General features: G+C 71.4%; 16 protein-coding genes. 7 read left to right on the top strand and 9 right to left on the bottom strand.

Going from position 1 to position 16,637, the window contains the following annotated elements:
• Window positions 1-67: 67 nt before the first annotated feature.
• Window positions 68-787: a TetR/AcrR family transcriptional regulator C-terminal domain-containing protein gene (locus tag Ade02nite_RS28785; RefSeq protein WP_239169130.1), complete on the top strand. Its 720-nt coding sequence runs from the start codon at window positions 68-70 to the stop codon at window positions 785-787.
• Window positions 788-845: 58 nt separating this feature from the next.
• Window positions 846-1,553 (top strand): alpha/beta fold hydrolase, encoded by a 708-nt coding sequence (locus Ade02nite_RS28780; RefSeq protein WP_203770659.1) that lies wholly within the window; start codon window positions 846-848, stop codon window positions 1,551-1,553.
• Here the strand turns inward: Ade02nite_RS28780 and Ade02nite_RS28775 are convergent.
• The 4 genes from Ade02nite_RS28775 to Ade02nite_RS49650 are packed head-to-tail and all read right to left on the bottom strand — an operon-like array spanning window position 1,543 to window position 4,085.
• The gene (locus tag Ade02nite_RS28775; RefSeq protein WP_203770657.1) at window positions 1,543-2,547 is read right to left on the bottom strand and encodes a methyltransferase; all 1,005 of its coding nucleotides are present in this window, start codon (window positions 2,545-2,547) and stop codon (window positions 1,543-1,545) included. The genes Ade02nite_RS28780 and Ade02nite_RS28775 overlap by 11 nt on opposite strands.
• Window positions 2,548-2,554: 7 nt before the next feature.
• Complete coding sequence (locus tag Ade02nite_RS28770) at window positions 2,555-3,478, bottom strand: NAD(P)-dependent alcohol dehydrogenase (RefSeq protein WP_203770655.1); 924 nt, start codon at window positions 3,476-3,478, stop codon at window positions 2,555-2,557.
• Window positions 3,475-3,702 (bottom strand): helix-turn-helix transcriptional regulator, encoded by a 228-nt coding sequence (locus Ade02nite_RS49655; protein WP_239169129.1) that lies wholly within the window; start codon window positions 3,700-3,702, stop codon window positions 3,475-3,477. Before Ade02nite_RS49655 ends, Ade02nite_RS28770 begins: the two co-directional genes overlap by 4 nt.
• A complete protein-coding gene (locus Ade02nite_RS49650; RefSeq protein ID WP_239169128.1) occupies window positions 3,696-4,085 on the bottom strand; it encodes a hypothetical protein in 390 nt (129 codons plus the stop codon). Before Ade02nite_RS49650 ends, Ade02nite_RS49655 begins: the two co-directional genes overlap by 7 nt.
• Before the next feature lie 161 nt (window positions 4,086-4,246).
• On the opposite strand from Ade02nite_RS49650, the gene Ade02nite_RS28760 reads away from it, so the two are divergent.
• Entirely contained in the window at window positions 4,247-6,217 is a 1,971-nt protein-coding gene (locus Ade02nite_RS28760) for a M1 family metallopeptidase (RefSeq protein WP_239169137.1), read from the top strand.
• 25 nt (window positions 6,218-6,242) lie between these two features.
• Here the strand turns inward: Ade02nite_RS28760 and Ade02nite_RS28755 are convergent, their stop codons facing one another.
• The gene (locus Ade02nite_RS28755) at window positions 6,243-9,305 is read right to left on the bottom strand and encodes an NACHT domain-containing protein (protein ID WP_203770649.1); all 3,063 of its coding nucleotides are present in this window, start codon (window positions 9,303-9,305) and stop codon (window positions 6,243-6,245) included.
• Window positions 9,306-9,429: 124 nt separating this feature from the next.
• On the opposite strand from Ade02nite_RS28755, the gene Ade02nite_RS28750 reads away from it, so the two are divergent.
• A complete protein-coding gene (locus Ade02nite_RS28750; RefSeq protein ID WP_203770772.1) occupies window positions 9,430-10,818 on the top strand; it encodes an OFA family MFS transporter in 1,389 nt (462 codons plus the stop codon).
• Entirely contained in the window at window positions 10,815-10,919 is a 105-nt protein-coding gene (locus tag Ade02nite_RS50980) for an MFS transporter small subunit (protein WP_438871002.1), read from the top strand. Before Ade02nite_RS28750 ends, Ade02nite_RS50980 begins: the two co-directional genes overlap by 4 nt.
• Before the next feature lie 58 nt (window positions 10,920-10,977).
• On the opposite strand, the gene Ade02nite_RS28745 is transcribed toward Ade02nite_RS50980, so the two are convergent.
• From Ade02nite_RS28745 to Ade02nite_RS28735, 3 genes are all read right to left on the bottom strand, one after another.
• Window positions 10,978-11,742, bottom strand: coding sequence for an AfsR/SARP family transcriptional regulator (locus tag Ade02nite_RS28745; RefSeq protein WP_239169136.1), 765 nt, complete (start codon window positions 11,740-11,742; stop codon window positions 10,978-10,980).
• Between the two features lie 174 nt (window positions 11,743-11,916).
• Window positions 11,917-12,396 (bottom strand): peptidoglycan-binding domain-containing protein, encoded by a 480-nt coding sequence (locus Ade02nite_RS28740; protein ID WP_203770646.1) that lies wholly within the window; start codon window positions 12,394-12,396, stop codon window positions 11,917-11,919.
• 191 nt (window positions 12,397-12,587) lie between these two features.
• Window positions 12,588-13,415 carry an MBL fold metallo-hydrolase gene (locus Ade02nite_RS28735; protein WP_203770644.1) on the bottom strand — a complete coding sequence of 276 codons (828 nt, stop codon included), beginning with the start codon at window positions 13,413-13,415 and terminating at the stop codon, window positions 12,588-12,590.
• Window positions 13,416-13,480: 65 nt separating this feature from the next.
• Here Ade02nite_RS28735 and Ade02nite_RS28730 point away from each other — a divergent pair, with 65 nt between their 5' ends.
• Entirely contained in the window at window positions 13,481-14,077 is a 597-nt protein-coding gene (locus Ade02nite_RS28730; RefSeq protein WP_203770642.1) for a TetR/AcrR family transcriptional regulator, read from the top strand.
• A gap of 55 nt (window positions 14,078-14,132) precedes the next feature.
• On the opposite strand, the gene Ade02nite_RS28725 is transcribed toward Ade02nite_RS28730, so the two are convergent.
• Window positions 14,133-15,173 carry a LacI family DNA-binding transcriptional regulator gene (locus Ade02nite_RS28725; RefSeq protein WP_203770640.1) on the bottom strand — a complete coding sequence of 347 codons (1,041 nt, stop codon included), beginning with the start codon at window positions 15,171-15,173 and terminating at the stop codon, window positions 14,133-14,135.
• Window positions 15,174-15,326: 153 nt separating this feature from the next.
• Here Ade02nite_RS28725 and Ade02nite_RS28720 point away from each other — a divergent pair, with 153 nt between their 5' ends.
• Window positions 15,327-16,631 (top strand): ABC transporter substrate-binding protein, encoded by a 1,305-nt coding sequence (locus tag Ade02nite_RS28720; RefSeq protein WP_239169126.1) that lies wholly within the window; start codon window positions 15,327-15,329, stop codon window positions 16,629-16,631.
• Window positions 16,632-16,637: the final 6 nt, after the last annotated feature.

Genomic DNA, 16,637 nt, shown 5'->3' with positions numbered 1-16,637 from the left:
TGTACGGCGTACACCGGTGGGCCCGACGCTAAGGTGTACGCTGTCCACCTGTCAAGGGAGGTGCCGTTTGGCGACGGTTCGGCGCACGCCGCTCAACCGCGACCGGGTGCTGCGCGCCGCCGTCGCGCTCGCCGACGAGGTGGGCGTCGCCGGCCTCAGCATGCGCCGGCTCGCACAGCAGCTCGGCGTCGTGCCGATGGCGCTCTACAAGCACGTCGCCGACAAGGAGGAGCTGCTCGACGGCATGGTCGACGTCGTCATCGGCGAGTTCGACACGCCCGGCCCGGGCCTCGACTGGCGTGACGGCGTCCGCGCGCGTGTGCTGTCGGCGCGCCGGGCCGTGCTGCGCCACCCGTGGGCACGGCAGGCGATCGAGTCCCGGACCCGCCGCACGCCCACCGTGCTGGCGTACATGAACTCCGTCGCCGGCGTGCTGCTGGACGGCGGCCTCTCCGCCGACCTGACCCACCACGTGCTGCACGCGCTCGGCAACCGCATCTGGGGCTTCAGCCCCGAGCTGTTCGACGAGCCCCGCGACGAGAACGCGCCCCCGCCCACCCCCGAGCAGCAGCAGGCGATGGCGGCCGAGCTCTCCCAGCGCTACCCGCACATCCTGGCGATCGCCATGGCCGCCACCGAGGGCGACCTGTCCCGTGTCGGCCCGGGCTGCGACGAGGAGTTCGAGTTCCGCTTCGCCCTGGACCTCCTGCTCGACGGCGCCGAACGCCTGCGCCGGGGCGGCTGGACCTCCACCGCCGCCGATCCGATCGCCACCTTGCGCGACTGACTCCGGCGAGGGCCGCCCCGGCGTGCCGGGTGGGCCTGAAGTACGCAATGCTTATCGGATGACCGCGCTCCGCATTCGCACGGGCGGCACCGAGCCGCCGACCGTCCTCTTGCTCCACGGCCTCGGGGCCACCAGCGACGTGTGGAGCGGGCTGCCCGACGAGCCGGGCGCGCGGGCCTGGATCGCGCCGGATCTGCCCGGGCACGGTGCCTCGGCGCCGCTCGAGGACTACACGTTCGCGGGGGTGGCCGACGCGGTGGCCGGGCTGGTCGACCCGCGCGGCACGGTCGTCGTCGGCCATTCGTTCGGCGGGGTGATCGCCCTGCATCTCGCCGCGTGCCCGGGCGTGCGGGCCGTCATCGGGCTCGGCATCAAGGTGTCGTGGACGCCGGCCGAGCTGGCGAAGGCGGCCGCCCTCGCCGAGCGTCCCGCGCAGGTCTTCGCGACGCGCGAGGAGGCGGAGCGCCGGTTCCTGCGGATCGCGGGGCTACAGGGTGCGGCGCCGGAGGTCGCGGTCGCCGAGACCGACGGCGGCTGGCGGTCCACTTTCGACCCACGCGCCTTCGCGGTCGGCGCGCCGGCCATGGCCGAGCTGCTGGCCGCCGCGCCGGTGCCGGTGATCCTGGCCCGCGGCGAGCACGACCACATGGTGACGGCCGGCCAGCTCGCCGCGCTCGGCGTGGAGCCGCTCGACCTGCCGGGCCTCGGGCACAACGCGCATGTCGAGGACCCGGAGGTCGTACGGCTGCTGCTGGCTAGGGTTTGATCCCCAGCACGGCGCCGTTCGCGCCGGGGGCGTCGAAGCGCACCGTGCGGACCTCGGTGAAGCCGGCGTCCGTCAGCCACCGCTCGTATTCGGCGTCCGAGTAGTTACGGCCGCCGACGGTCTCCACCAGCATGTTCATGCCCATCAGCGCGGCCGGGGCGGGACCGGTGCGGTCGGCGTCGAGCAGCAGCTCCGAGACGATGACGAGGCCGCCGGGCTCCAGCGCGGCGTGTGCCTTGGCGAGCAGGGCGCGGTTCGCCGCCTCGTCCCAGTCGTGCAGGATCATGCTGAGCAGCACGACGTCGTGGCCGCCGGGCAGCTCGGCGTCGGCGAGGAAATCGCCCGGCGCGGTCGCGACGCGGTCCGTGAGGCCGGCCGCCGCCACCTTCGCGGCGGCGATCTCACAGACGTGCGGCAGGTCCAGGACCGTCGCTCGCAGCCGCGGGTGGGTGCGGCACAGCTCGATGGGGTACGCGCCGGAGCCGCCCCCGACGTCGAGCAGCCGGCGGCGCCCGGCCAGCGGCACCGCGTCGCTCAGCGCCCGGGCGGTGAAGATCGACGTCGAGTACATGGCGTCCCAGAACGTCGACAGCATCGCGGGATCGGCGGTGTCGAACATGGACTCCTGGGTCTGCGGGTCCCAGGTGAGCGGCCGGTCGGTGCGCAGCGCCTCGCCGATGCGGTGCCACGGCAGATAGGTGCGCTGGTCGCAGTAGGTCACCTGGCCGCCGAAGTAGTACGGCTTTCCGCGTACCAGGAACTCCTCGGCGAGCGGCGAGTTGCGGTAGCCCTCGCCGTCGCGCTCCAGCAGGCCGAGCGAGGCGCAGGCGGCCAGGAGCAGGTCGGCGGGGCGTTCGGGGAGGCCGAGCTGGTCCTTGGTGAGCGTGCGCCCGCCCGCGAGCCGGGTGAACAGGTCCAGCTCCACCGCGGCCGCGAACGTCTTGAAACTCCAGAACCCGGTGACGAGCTCCATCAGGGGTGTGGGGGTCAACATCCGTCGATCATGTCGTCAGCACGGCCTTGCCGGTGATGCGGCCCTCGACGAGCCGCCGCATCACGGCCGGCGCCTGCTCGAGCGGGTAGGCGCCCTCCAGCGGGGGATCGGTGAGCAGCGCCAGCGCCTCCAGGTCGGCGCGGCGGGTCAGCGAGATCGGGGCGCGCAGCCGCTGCCGGGTGAAGGGCGACACGGCGATCAGCTGGAGGTTGCGCTCCAGGCCGCCGAGGAGGCGGCCGCCGTTCTCGCCGCCGGCGATGACCAGGGTGCCGCGCGGCTTGAGCAGCTTGCGGAGCTCGGACAGCGGCCGGTTGCCGCCGGTCTCCACGACCAGGTCGTACGAGCCGGCGAGCGGCTCCCGGGTGTAGTCGAGCACCGTGTCGGCGCCGAACCGCTGGACGGCCTCCGGCTTGCTGCTGGCCGCCGTGACCCGGTCGCCGCGAGCCTTGGCGAGCATCACCACGAAGGAGCCGACCCCGCCGCCGGCGCCCAGAACCAGGACGTCGCCGCCGGTCTTGCCCAGCGCCAGCCGCGCGGTGGCGCCGGAGGTGGGCAGCGACGCGGCCTGCTCGTACGTCAGGTGATCGGGCTTCTTGAAAAGCCGCGAGGGCTTGGTCTTGGCGAACTCGGCCCAGGTGCTCGTGCCGCAGCCGAACACGTCGTCGCCGGGCCGGAACTCGGTGACCCGGGCGCCGACGGCGGCGACCCGGCCGGCCAGGTCGATGCCGATGGTGCGCCGGCGCGGCCGGCGCAGGCCGAAACCCAGCCGGGCCACGGTCGGCAGGCCGGTCATCGCGTGCCAGGCGCCCCGGTCGACGCCGGCGGCGCGCACCTCGACGAGCACCTCCTCGGGGCCGATCTCGGGCTTCGGCACGTCGGCGACGCGCAGCACGTCCGCGTCGCCGTACACGTCCTGAACGATGGCTTTCACGATGGCTCACCTTCCGGGTACTGGAACACGTCGTCGAGGCTCACGCCGAACACACGGGCGATCTGGAAGGCCACCTCGAGGGACGGCGAGTAGCGCCCCTGCTCGATGGCGATGACGGTCTGCCGGGTGACGCCGATCCGGTCGGCGAGCTGCGCCTGGGTCATCTCGCCGTGGGCGAAGCGCAGCGACCGGATCGAGTTGGTGATGCGGGTCGCCTTCACCACGGGTGGAACCCACGGCGGTAGGCGAAGATCTTGGCGATGGAGCCGAGCACGGCGGAGAGCACGAACGACAGGTAGATGACGTTCGCGATCCAGAAGTACCGCGCCTCGGCGAAGGCGAGCAGCATCGCGCTGACCGCGCCGGCGGCCACCAGCGACTGGCCGATGTGGTCGCCGAACCGGCCGATCTCGCGGTCGCGCTGGTCGGTGCGGCGGTCCCGGCCGAAGAACATCCCGATGACGATGTTGACGACGATGCCGCCGCCCACGGTCCACAGCGCGGCCCGGACGTATCCGACGCCGGCCGCGAGAAGCAGCAGGTAGATGACGTAGCCCAGCACGCTCGTCACGGCGAGGCTCCAGGCCCGTTTCTCCTCGAGTGGCATGCGAGTCAATGTAAAAGATCCCTGACGTCAGGTCAAAAATCTTTGACATGATCCTCAGCTTCGTCTCAGCTCACGCGGTTGTGCACACCACAAAGGACAACAAATCGGCCGTCGTTTTGTCGGTTTCCGCGCTCGGAACGTCACTAACGTCGGCGCGCGTGATGAGATCTCTGCTCGCCATGACGCTCGCGTTCACACCCGGAGCGCCCGGCATCGGCGACCCGTACTTCCCGGACGACGGCAACGGCGGCTACGACGTCCGCCACTACGACCTGGCGGTGGGCTACCAGCCCGGCCCCGGCCTGCTCACCGGCGTCGCCACGGTCACCGCGGCGGCCACCCAGGACCTGTCCGCCTTCGACCTCGACCTCGACGGCCTCACCGTGCGGTCGGTGGACGTGAACGGTGCCCGCGCGGCCTGGACCCGCCAGGGCGGCGAGCTGGTCGTCACGCCGGCGCGCGGGCTGCCGTCCGGGTCGCCGTTCACCGTCGTGGTCCGCTACGACGGCGTGCCGGAGCCGATCGACGACCCCGCGATCGGCGTCTCCGGCTTCCTGCGCACCGCCGACGGGTTCACCGTGGCCGGCGAGCCGCACGCCGCCGCCACCTGGTTCCCGGTCAACGACCACCCCGCCGACAAGGCGTCCTACACGTTCCACGTCACCGTGCCGGAGGGCACGCAGGCGGTCGCCAACGGCCGGTCCCTCGGCAGCACGACGAGCGGCGGGCGCACCACCTGGAACTGGGACGCGGCCGAGCCGATGGCGTCCTACCTCGCCACGGTCACCGCCGGCCGGCTCGCGATGACCACCTATCAGCGCGACGGCATCACCTTCACCGACGCCATCGACGGCAACGCTGACCGGCCCAAATGGTCACCCCGCACCGGCGGGCGGCTGCTCTACTCCGGCCCGCTGACCGGCGACACCTTCTACCGGCGGCTCACCCGCACGGTCTCCGTCCCGGCCGCGGGCGGCGAGCTCTCGTTCTGGGCCAACCTCGACACCTCCGACACGTCGTACCTGTTCGTCGAGGCCCGCACGGCCGGGCAGGACGACTGGACCACCCTGCCGGACCGCGAGGGCTACATGCGGCGCTGGGCCGGGCACCTGTGCGACGGCACCTGGCCGTTCCTGGCGCACTACGTGACCCGGCAGGCCGACGGGTCCTGCGGCCCCACCGGCACCACCGGCGAATGGTGGGCGGACAGCTCCTACAACTTCGGGCCGGACGACTCCGTCCAGCTCGCCTTCGACCTCGCGGAGTACGCCGGCAAGGACATCGAGATCTCCGTGACGTACGCCGGGCAGCCGCCCGCCGAGGGCGAGGACGAGACCCGGCGGCTCGGCGTCTTCCTCGACGACCTCACCGTCCCCGGCACTGCCACGTCGTTCGAGGACGACGGCGACACGCTCGACGGCTGGACCGCCACCCCGGCGGGCGCCTCGTGGGTCTCCACCGCGGCGGCCGACGTGCCCACCGCCGGCTACCTGATCAAGTCGTCGCTCGCGCGCCAGCCGGAGTACCTGCGGTTCTTCGCGAAGTACTTCGGCCCGTACCCGTTCCGGGAGGCCGGCGGCATCGTCACCGCCGCCGACTTCGGCTTCGCGCTGGAGACCCAGACCCGGCCCACCTACTCGGCCGGCATCCTCTACAGCCAGGACTTCGCCGACGCGATCGTGCAGCACGAGCTGGCACACCAGTGGTTCGGCAACAACGTCAGCCTGCGCCGGTGGAACGACATCTGGCTCAACGAGGGCTTCGCCACCTACGCCCCGTGGCTGTGGAGCGAGAAGCACGGCGGGCACAGCGCCCAGGAGACCTTCGACAGCCTGTACGGGGCGTTCGCCCCCGACGACGCGTTCTGGAACTGGCCGCTCACCGACCCCGGCCCCGACCACGCCACCCTCGCCACCGACCAGCGCGGCGCGATGGTCCTGCAGGTCCTGCGCAACCGCGTCGGCGACGCCACGTTCTTCCGCATCCTCACCGCGTGGGGCGCGAAGTACCGAGGCGGCAACGCGACCAGCGCCGACTTCGAGACCCTCGCCGAACGCGTGTCCGGCCGCGACCTGACCGCCCTGTTCGACGCCTGGCTCCACCAGCCCGGCAGGCCCACGATCGTCCGCTGAGCGCACGGGCGGGGACACCGCCCCGTCACTCCTGGAACGCATCGGCGCGCTGGGCCTCCTCCAACAGGCGGCCCAGCTCGTCCATGGTGCCCGAGGACGGCCGGGACAGGACAGCGTGATCGGACCCGTGCGACCGCCACCAGTCGAGCCAGTCCGGCCGCTTCCCGGCGTACCCCTGGAGGCGCTTACGCCGTTCGAACGCGGTGCCGAGGAAGGCCAGGAACTCCGCCATCTCGGGATCCTTGTGCAGCTTGTGACGCCGGATCTCCATCAGGAGCCGGTGAACGCCGTCCTGGTCACGCAGCCGGTCGAGCGCCGACTGAGTCTCCCGGGGCCCGGCGCGCCCCACGCCCGTCACGAAATCCCGCACGATGCGGCGGTTGCATCGGTGACTCCACATCTCGCTGGCCGCGAGGACGATGACCGGGGCAATCGACAGGCAGGCAAGGGGTACGACCACCCACAGCGTGACGGTCGCGACGCGCGGGTAACGAAACATCGCGACCAGCCATCCCACGGGCACCGCGAGAACGGCCAGCCCGATCAGGGCCCGCACCGTCATGCGCCGGATGCTGTGACGTTTGCCCAGGCGCCGGAAGAACGCGGTGATCTCCCTCGCCGCCTCGCGCGCGAACGCCAGGGAGAGCAGGGGCCAGAGGCGGCGCTGCGTGGAGGGACCCTCGGTGGCAGCCCACAGTGCTCCCACCGGCCACAGCCACAGCCCGAACGCGACGGCGACCGCGGCGGTGTTCGCCACCATCGACGCGGGTGAGCCCTCGCGCACCATCCGGGCGAGCACGCTGCCCACTCCCGTGAGAACCAGCACCCCTGTGGACACCGTGATCATGCCCGCTCCGAACAAGAGCGCGACGAAGACGTACGGAGGTATCGCGAGGCCGCCGATCCTCGTCCGGATACGCCGTTCGACCACTCCGGGGCTGGACATGCCCAAACGCAGAAGCCAGGTCGCGAACAGGAGGCCGGCCGCCGCGACCGCGGCGTTGAACCACAATCCCTGCCGCCCGGTCTCCGGGGCGAGAGCGATCAGCGGGGCGAACCCGAGCGGCCCGGCGAGAAAGGCGGCGAAGGGCGCAACGACGAGCAGGTCCAAGGCACCGGGTAGTTGGCCGGTGAACGGCAGCCGCTGGATCTGGATGCGCGTGGAGCGCCGCTCCCGGCGAAGCCGGCCCCCGACGCTCATGTCGACGAGCATCTGCCGGAGCGCGGGCTCGAGCCGTGCCGCGGCCGGTCCCACTCTGCGCACCTGCCGGTAGGCCTCGTCACGGACCCAGACGCTCTCGCCGGCGAAGGCCCGCTCGAGGAAGCCCGCTGCCTTCTCCGCGCCCGAGGCGGCGCAGAGCTCGACCACCCACTTACGGTCCAGGCGGCCCCCTCGTGCCCAGGCCCGCCCCAGGATCCTGGTGGCCACCCGGCTCACCGGGTGTTGGGCGATGTCCTCGGGCGTGAGCGCGTCGGCCATGAGGTCCAGGAGGTACAGCGTTCCCGGCGGCCACACCGCCGACCGGTCGTCCAGCGCCGCCCACAGCCTGTGCTCGATCGCCGTGAGCAGGTCGGCCGAGTGCTCCGACCGCTGCGTCTGGAGGATGACGACGGCGGTCTCCCGCCAGCGGCCGTCGGTCAGCAGCTGGACCGGTGTCACGGAGCTCTCGTCGCGGATGACCGCGCACGTCGCGAAGTACTCCTGGAGGCGCCGGTGCGAGAACGTGATGCGGGAGCGCCCCTCCGAGTCGGCGTACCGGGCAAGATGGCAGTACAGCAGGGCACTGATCGCCGAGTCGACCTCGTCGGCCGAGAGCATGGTCCGGTCCGCGAGCCGGGCGACCATCACCGCGCGGTCCGTGGAGAGCCCGAGGTCCGGCTCCGCGAGCATGACGAAGGCCATCTCCTCGGCCACCAGCCGGGTGGCCTCCACGTCCACCGCGAAGCGGTTCTCGATCCGGTCCTGGTCACGGCTCATCCGCGACCGCACGTAGCTTTCGATCACCGCGTGGGTGCTCTGCGGCAGCACGCTGGTGTCCCGGACGTACTCGCACAGCAGGCTGAGGAACAGCGGGTTGTCGGTGAGCTGCTGGACCTGCAACTCCATGCCGTCCAGGCCGTCCAGCAGGGTCTGCTCGGCGCCGGCGTCCAGGTCCGCGTTGCGGATGAAGCGCTCCCGGCGCTCGCGGCTCAGCGGCATCACCCGGAAGAGTGGCCGTCCGCCGCGGCCCGGCCCGCGGAACTCGCGGCTGGCGATGATCGCCCGGCTCTTGCCGAGGCCGACGAAGCCGGCGATCGCGTCGATGTAGTCGTCGATCACCGGCCCGGCCTCGGTGGCGCTCAGGATCGCCGGGATCTCGTCGAAGGAGTCGAACAGGAAGAGCCAGCGGCCACGTTCACGATCGGATTCGAACCGATCGTTGAGGTAGCGGTCGATGTCACGGCTGCGGCTCGGGTTCAGGCTCTCCAGCACGAACGCCTCGACGTCGCGCGAGGTGACGCCGCCGCGCACGGCGAAGTCCTTGAGGTTGACGTAGATCGGCAACACGCCCTGCTCGGACGGCCGGTGCCGCGCCTCGTCCGCCATGCGCCCGGAGAGGTGCCGCAGTGCGATGCTCTTGCCGGCGCCCGGCTCGCCCTCCAGGATGATCAGCCGTTCGTCGCTCGCCCGCAGGGCGTCGGTGAGCGACGGCAGCCGTTCCACCCTGAGGGCGCCGGCGCGCCGGCGAAACCAGCTCCGCGCGGGAGCCTCGACCTCGACCTCGGCCTCCAGCTCGGTGAAGTGGCTGTCGCGCCATTCCTCGTTGATCTCGAGGTGGTGCACGTCCTGCCAGAGGATGTGTGCGAACTTGGCTCGGCGGAGGGCGTCTCGGGAGGGCGGCGCGGGGACGGGCGTCGCCTGGAGCCGGGTCGCGATCAGCGTCATGATGATCGCGGCCTCGGCCAGCAGGGCGAGGACCAGCCAGACCCGCCAAGGATCTTCCTCGAAGAACGGCGGCATCCGCTCGGAGGCGTAGTTCGTGACCAGTCCGAGCAGCGCGGCGATCAGCGCCGAGACCGTGAGCACCACCAGCAGGGAACGCCGCACCGCGCACCTCCTCAGGCGGCGACCGTACCAGCGAGATTTGATCTAGCTCTCAGGTTGCCGCTGCAAACGATTGAGACAAGGATCGATCTCGATCCCCAATGGGTTGGAGGCGGTACCGTTGTCCCTGCTCACCGCGCTCGACCGCCAGCACACCGTGGCGCCTGCCGGCTACAGCCGGTGGCTCATCCCGCCGGCGGCGCTGTCGGTGCACCTGTGCATCGGCCAGGTCTATGCGACCAGCGTCTACAAGAACTCGTTCATCGCGCACTTCGACACGAGCCAGACCGCGATCGGCATCATCTTCAGCATCGCGATCGTCATGCTCGGCCTCTCCGCGGCCGTCGGCGGCACCTGGGTGGAGGCGAACGGCCCGCGCAAGGCCATGTTCGTGTCCGCCTGCTTCTGGGCATCCGGCTTCCTGGTCAGCGCGCTCGGCATCGCCACTGATCAGCTCTGGCTGGTGTACGCGGGCTACGGCGTGCTCGGCGGCATCGGCCTCGGCATCGGCTACATCTCCCCGGTCTCCACCCTGATCAAGTGGTTCCCCGACCGTCCCGGCCTCGCCACCGGCCTGGCCATCATGGGCTTCGGCGGAGGTGCGCTGATCGCCAGCCCCGCGTCCCGCCAGCTGCTGTCGCTCTACGACTCCGGCTACGACCCGAACGTCGCCACGTCGGTCGCCTCGGGCCACGCGCTCGTGCTGCTCTTCCTCACGCTCGGCATCGGCTACTTCCTGATCATGATGTTCGGTGTGGCCAACATCCGGGTGCCCGCCGAGGGCTGGCGGCCCGACGGCTGGGACCCGGCGTCCGTACGCGAGAAGCCGCTCGTCACCACCGCGAACGTGTCGGCGGCGAACGCCATCCGCACCCGCGCGTTCTGGCTGCTGTGGATCGTGCTCTTCTGCAACGTCACGGCCGGCATCGGCATCCTGGAACAGGCCAGCCCGATGATCCAGGACTTCTTCCGCTCCGACGGCGTCTCCAGCGTCAGCGTCGCCGCCGCCGGTGGCTTCGTCGGCGTGCTGTCGCTGTTCAACATGGCCGGCCGCTTCGCCTGGTCGTCCACCTCCGACCTGATCGGCCGCAAGCCCATCTACATGGTCTACCTGGGCGTCGGCATGGTCCTCTACCTGCTGCTCGCCCTGGTCGGCGACGCGGCCACGGCCCTGTTCGTGCTGCTGGCCGGCGTCATCCTGTCGTTCTACGGCGGCGGCTTCGCCACCGTGCCGGCCTACCTGCGCGACCTGTTCGGCACCTATCAGGTGGGCGCCGTCCACGGCCGCCTGCTGACCGCCTGGTCCGCCGCCGGCGTCGCCGGCCCGCTCATCGTCAACGGCTTCCTCGACCAGCAGGGCAAGCCCGGCACGCTGACCTCGTCCGCGTACCAGCCCGCCCTGCTCACGATGGTCGGCGTCCTGGCCGTCGGCTTCCTCGCCAACCTGATGATCCGCCCGGTCCCGGCCCGCTACCACGAGCCCGCGCCCACCACCGCCAAGGAGGCCGCCGCATGAGCACCACGATCCGCCTGGTCCTGTCGTGGGCCCTGGTCACGGTCCTGCTGGGCTACGGCATCGTCCAGACCGTCATCACGGCGGCCAAGCTCTTCGAGTAGTCGTCGCGTCCGTGCCGCGAGGTCAGGGGCGCTCGGCGACCGCGCCGAGCCGTGATGGTCACGCCCGGGCGGTGAGGCCGGCCGCGCTGACCGGGGCCAGCACGCTTCGATAGGCGTCCTCCAGCTCGGGCCCCGGGTCGAGCCCCAGGATGTCGGAGAGATGACGGCGGGCCCGCAGGTACACGTCGACCGCGGCGGAGCGGCAGCCGATCTGCCGGTACACGGCGATGAGCCGGGCCTGCGAGTCCTCGTCCAGCGGCCGCAGCGCCGCCTGCTCGCGCACCAGCCCGACGACCTCGTCCGCGCGCCCGGCGGCGATCCGCAGGTCGGCGTACCAGTCGACGAGCTTGGCCTGTTCGGCCTTGACCGCGAGCACCCGCGGCGACGCGCCCAGCAGCGGCACGTCCAGCGCGACCGGGTCGTCCGCGTGGTCGATCACGTCCGCCAGCGCGGCCTCGTACGCCGGGTCGCGCGCCGCGCGCAGGGCCGCCACGTGCGCGAACCGGGCGCGGAACCGGGAGACGTCCACGCGCTCGCGCCCGATCGTCAGCGCGTACGTGTCGCCGCAGGTCCGCAGCACGTGCCCGCGCTGCCGGGGCGGGCACTCGGGCCCGAGCGCGGCACGCAGGCGCTGCACGTACTTCTGCACGGTGGCGCGCGCCGAGCGGGGCGGATCGTCCGGCCACAGCGTCGCCACGATGGTCCCGTACGGCGCCGCGGCCGGGGCGTAAAGGGCGAGCAGGCCGAGCAGGGCCCGCTGCGCGGGCGGTCCGAGGTCCACACTCCGGCCGCGGACCTCGACGCACACATGGCCGAACAGCATCACGTCCACCAGAACCCCCGTTCACCGGTGTTGCGATCGCCCCACGATAGCCATGAATGCCGAGCGGGGTGACCCATGGGGCGGCATTTGTTCCGGTCCGGGCTTTTTCGGTGTGTGGACGGATCTGGCACGACGAAGCCGCCCCACGCCTGTGGAGCGGCCCCGGCGAATGATTCAGCCCAGCGGTACGTTGCGGCAGGTGAGCGCGTTGTTGTCCGGCCACTGCATCGCGGCTCGCGTCTGCGGCCCCCACCCGCCGTCGGGCGAGATGCTGTGCCACCGCTGCACGGCGGTGACCGCGGCCTTCGTCTTCGGGCCGTACGTGTCCGGCGAAGCGAGACTCAGCGGTTGCGTGATGCCGTACCGGGAGAGCCTGCCGTTCTGGATGTAACAGATGTTGATCGCCGTCTGCATGGTTCTCAGGCTGGGGGTGTCCACCTTGCCGTCGCCGTTCTGCATGTAACAGCGCTGGTTGCCGTTGTACGCGGGAACGGGAACGCCGTACCCGCCCGAGCTGGCCACCACGACGCCGGTGCAGATCGGGCTGGGAAGCGCGAGCGAGGCCGGACCGGCCGCCGAGGCCGCGGCACCGGGCGCGACGGCCAGCGCCAGACCGCCCGCGACGATCGCCAGAGACTTGAGAATCTTGCGCATGAGTCCTCCAGGTTCGAGCGGCCGACTGCCGGCCGCCGTTACCTGTCGAGCCTCGCGGACGCTTCCGTACGCCCTGTTCCGCCGCAGCGGCCACCGTGCGGGCGCGCCGCCGGCAGCCGACCGGCACACGACCGGTACGCGACCGGCCGCCGTCCGAGGCGATCGGCCGCCGTCTGCGGCTATCCGAGTATCTAGCTTGTCCAGGTGCCGTCCTCGGCGATCCTCCGGAAGGCGGGGTCGCCGAGGTGCGCCGGCGCGATGATGATTCCTTCGTCGCGCGCGCGCTCGAAGAGGCGGGCGCGCGCCTCGGTGGCCTGCTCGCGGTCGACGTCGGTCATGAAGTGGATGTGCCGGTCGGTGAGCTGGGCCGGGAACTGGAGAAGGTCGCCGGTGAACCACAGCTTCCGGCCGCCCGAGGCGAGCTCGATCACGACGTGCCCGGGAGTGTGGCCGGGCACGTGCATCACGGTCATGCCGGGCCTCAGCTCGTGGTCGTCCGGCTCGTAGGTTCGCAGGATGCCCGCCTCGTCCGCCGCTTCCATCAGCGCCCGGGTGGGCGGGTCGCCGACGAGCAACGCCCGGTCCTCGGCGCCGTAGTAGGCGGTGGCGCGGGGGAAGAACGGCTTCTCGTCCTTCATCAGCCAGCCGACGTGGTCGAGGTGCAGGTGGGTGACGAAGACGGCGGTGATGTCCTCCGGGGCGACCCCGGCGGCGGCGAGCGACTCGGGCAGGCGGCCGGCTTCCGCCAGGTTCTTCGGCGGGTCGAGGAGCCCGTTCGCCTCCGCGAACTCGGCGGGGAAGGGGATCGTGAGTGCGCCCGCGCCGGCGTCGACGAGAAAGGTGCCGGCGGGACCCTGCACCAGGTGGGCGCCGAGCCGGATCGGGTAGACCCCGTGCCCGTCCAGCAGGCCCGGGAACCGGGCGAAGTCGGCGCCCGGATAGGCCGACGGCGGCATGTTGGAGGTCCCGTCCTCCAGGACCGTCACGGTGTACTCACCAATGGTGATCTTCTCGGTCATGACGCTCCTAAGTGTCAGCGACTGACAATGTGTCAGTGGCTGACTGTAGCGCTAGGCTGGGCATCGTGACAGGGGAGAAGCCGCAGAGTGTCCGAGCTCGCATGCGCGAGACGATCCGGGCGGAGCTGACGGCCGCCGCCATGAAGTCGATCGGCGAGGTCGGCTTCGCCGCCACGACCGCGAGCGCGATCGCCGCCGCGGTCGGGGTGACAGAGCGAACGTTCTTTCGCTACTTCGCCACCAAGGAGGACGCGGTCCTCCAGCCCATCGAGGCGCTGGGCCCGTCGATCGCCGACGAGCTGAGGCGCCGCCCCGCCGGCGAGTCGCCGCTGCGCGCGCTGCGGGTGGCCTTCGAGGTGGCGGTCGCCTCGGTCACCGCCGATCCCGCCACCATGGCGACCGTGATGCGCCTCAACCGCTCCGAGCCCGCATTGCGCCGTCGGCACCTGCAGCAGCAAGACCTGTGGGTCGCCGCGCTGGCCGAGGCCCAGGGCGAGCGTCTCGGCCTGCCGGGTGACTCGCCGGCGCTGCGCATGCAGTGCGCGGTGATGATGCTCGCCTGGGAGAAGGCCCTGGTCGCCTGCTACGGCCTGGACGACTTCGCCCGCGCGGGCGAGGAGCTCGACATCGCCCTCGGCGAACTGCGCTCCTTCGTCGCCTGAGCGGTGCGGGCGAGCGCCGGCGCGGTGATCAGCAGCTCGCGGCCGGGCTGGGCCGTCAGTCCAGGGGGGCCGTCGACTCGCGGGTGATCAGGCGGCACGGGATGGTCTCGGTGCCGGAGCCCAGCTCGCCGTCGATGGCGGCGAACAAGCGCTGGGCGGCCAGCCTGCCGAGCTGTTCAAGGTTCATGTCGATGGTGGACAGCGGCGGGCGGGCGTTCGCGGCCAGGATGTTCCAGTTGTCGAAGCCGATGACCGCGACCTTGCCGGGGACGTCCAGGCCCTCCTGGTGCAGCACGTCGAGGACGCCCCGGGCGATCTCGTCGGAGCCGGCGAAGATGGCGTCCACCCCCGGGTCGCGTTGCAGGAGCATGCGGGTGGCGCCGCGGCCCCACGCCTCGGACCAGGCGCCGTACCAGATCTGGTCGCCCGCCAGGGCCAGGCCCTCCTCGGCCAGGCGGTCCAGTGCGCCGGTGGCCCGGTCGCGGGCGGCGCCGTAGGTGGCGTCGCCGGTGATGTGGGCTATGCGGCGGCGGCCGTGGCGGATCAGGTGGTCGACGGCCATGCGGCCGCCGCCGACGTTGTCGGTGACCAGGGAGAGGTCGGCCGGGTTGTCGGAGGGGGAGTAGGCGTAGATGACCGGCACCGGCAGCTCGCCCAGGGACGGGCGGGCGTCGGGGCGGGCGCCGACCACGATCAGGCCGTCGACGCGGCGGGAGAGCAGCGCGCGCAGGTGGTGGCGTTCGCGGACGTTGTCGCCGCGGGCGTCGCAGAGGAAGACCGACGTCTGGTCGGAGCCGAACGCGTCCTCGGCGCCCATCAGGATCGGGATCGAGAAGCGGCCTTCCAGGTCGGAGGTGAGCAGGCCGACCGTGCCGCTGCGCTGAGTGATCAGGCCCTGGGCCAGCGTGTTGGGCGAGAAGGACAGCTGCTCCGCGGCCCGGACGACCTTCTCGCGCGTGGTGGCGCGCACCTGGGGCTGCCCGTTGAGGGCCTTCGACGCGGTCGCGATGGACACGCCGGCGAGCTGGGCGACGTCGCGGAGGGTGACGGCGCGGCCGGTCTGGGCGGCACTGTCCGAGGCGGACGGTGAGCCCATCGAAGCTCTTGACAACACATTTCCTCCGTATTACGTTCCTGAAAACGTTTTCGGCCACGCCGAATACCGCGCACTACCAGCACTGATGGTGGGTGCAAGGGTACCCGAAACGGGCCATGACCGAAAACGCACCGAAAACGTGGAGGTGCTTCCGTGCGACGGACCATATGGAAAGGCTTCGTGTTCGCTGCCCTCGCGGGACTGATGACGCCGGCGATCGCCGCCTGCGGCGGAAGCAGCGACGACAATCCCACCGCCGCCCTGGCCGAGGTCACCGCCGAGGGCGTCGACGACGGCTCGGAGCTGGCGCTCTGGACTCGGGCGCCGCTGGAGTTGCAGGCGAAGGCGCTCGTCGACGCGTACAACAAGAGCCACAAGAATCAGGTGAAGCTGACGATCGTCCCCAACGACGACTACGTGGCCAAGGTGGGCGCGGCCGCCGGCAGCGGCAACCTGCCCGACCTGTTCGCGGCCGACATCGTCTACGTGCCCAACTGGACCAAGGCCGGCCTCTTCGCCGACCTGACCACCAACATCGGCAAGCTGCCGTACGCCGACAAGATCAACCAGGGGCACCTCCAGGCCGGCACGTTCGAGGGCAAGAAGTACGTGCTCCCGTTCGTGCTCGACCTGTCCGTCGTCTTCTGGAACAAGAAGCTCTACAAGGAGGCCGGGCTCGATCCTGAGAAGGGCCCCACCACGCTCGACGAGTTCAAGGAGCAGGCGCTCGCCGTCCAGAAGCTCGACAAGCCCGGCGTGAACGGCACCTACTTCGGCGGCAACTGCGGCGGCTGCGGCGTGTTCACCTGGTTCCCGATGGTCTGGGCCAGCGGCGCCGACGTGATGGACGCCGAGGGCAAGAAGTCGCTGCTCGACGGACCCGAGGCGCAGAAGGTCTACAGCACCTGGCGCGACCTGCAGGCCGCCGGCGCGATCGCAGCCGGCTCCAAGGACGAGACCGGCGCCACCTGGGTCGCCGCGTTCCAGGAGGGCAAGATCGGCGTGATGCCGTACCCGGCGACGCTGCTGCCGACCGCCTCCAAGACCGTGGACGTCGGCGTCACCGCCATCCCGGGCGTGAGCGGCGGCGGCTCCACCTTCGTGGGCGGCGACGGCATCGGCGTCTCGAAGGACTCGAAGAAGGCGCAGCAGGCGTGGAACTTCCTCGCCTGGATGATGTCCGAGCAGGGCCAGGTCGACGTCCTCGCCGCGAACAACACCACGCCGTCGCGCACCGACCTGGCCGACAACCAGTACTCGGCCAAGGACCCGCGGGTCGCGACCATCAACAAGGTGGCGGCGGCCCCGCAGAGCAAGACGCCGGTGGCGGTCAACTTCCAGCAGGCGTTCAACGCGCCCGGCAGCCCGTGGGTGACCCTCTTCCGCAATCAGGTGTACGGCGACGGGGCGAGCCTCACCAAGGACAACGAGGCGATCACCCAGGTCCTGGGCCAGTGACGTGAG

Source organism: Paractinoplanes deccanensis, assembly GCF_016862115.1.
Classification (GTDB): domain Bacteria; phylum Actinomycetota; class Actinomycetes; order Mycobacteriales; family Micromonosporaceae; genus Actinoplanes; species Actinoplanes deccanensis.
This window is presented reverse-complemented; position numbering and strand designations above follow the sequence as displayed.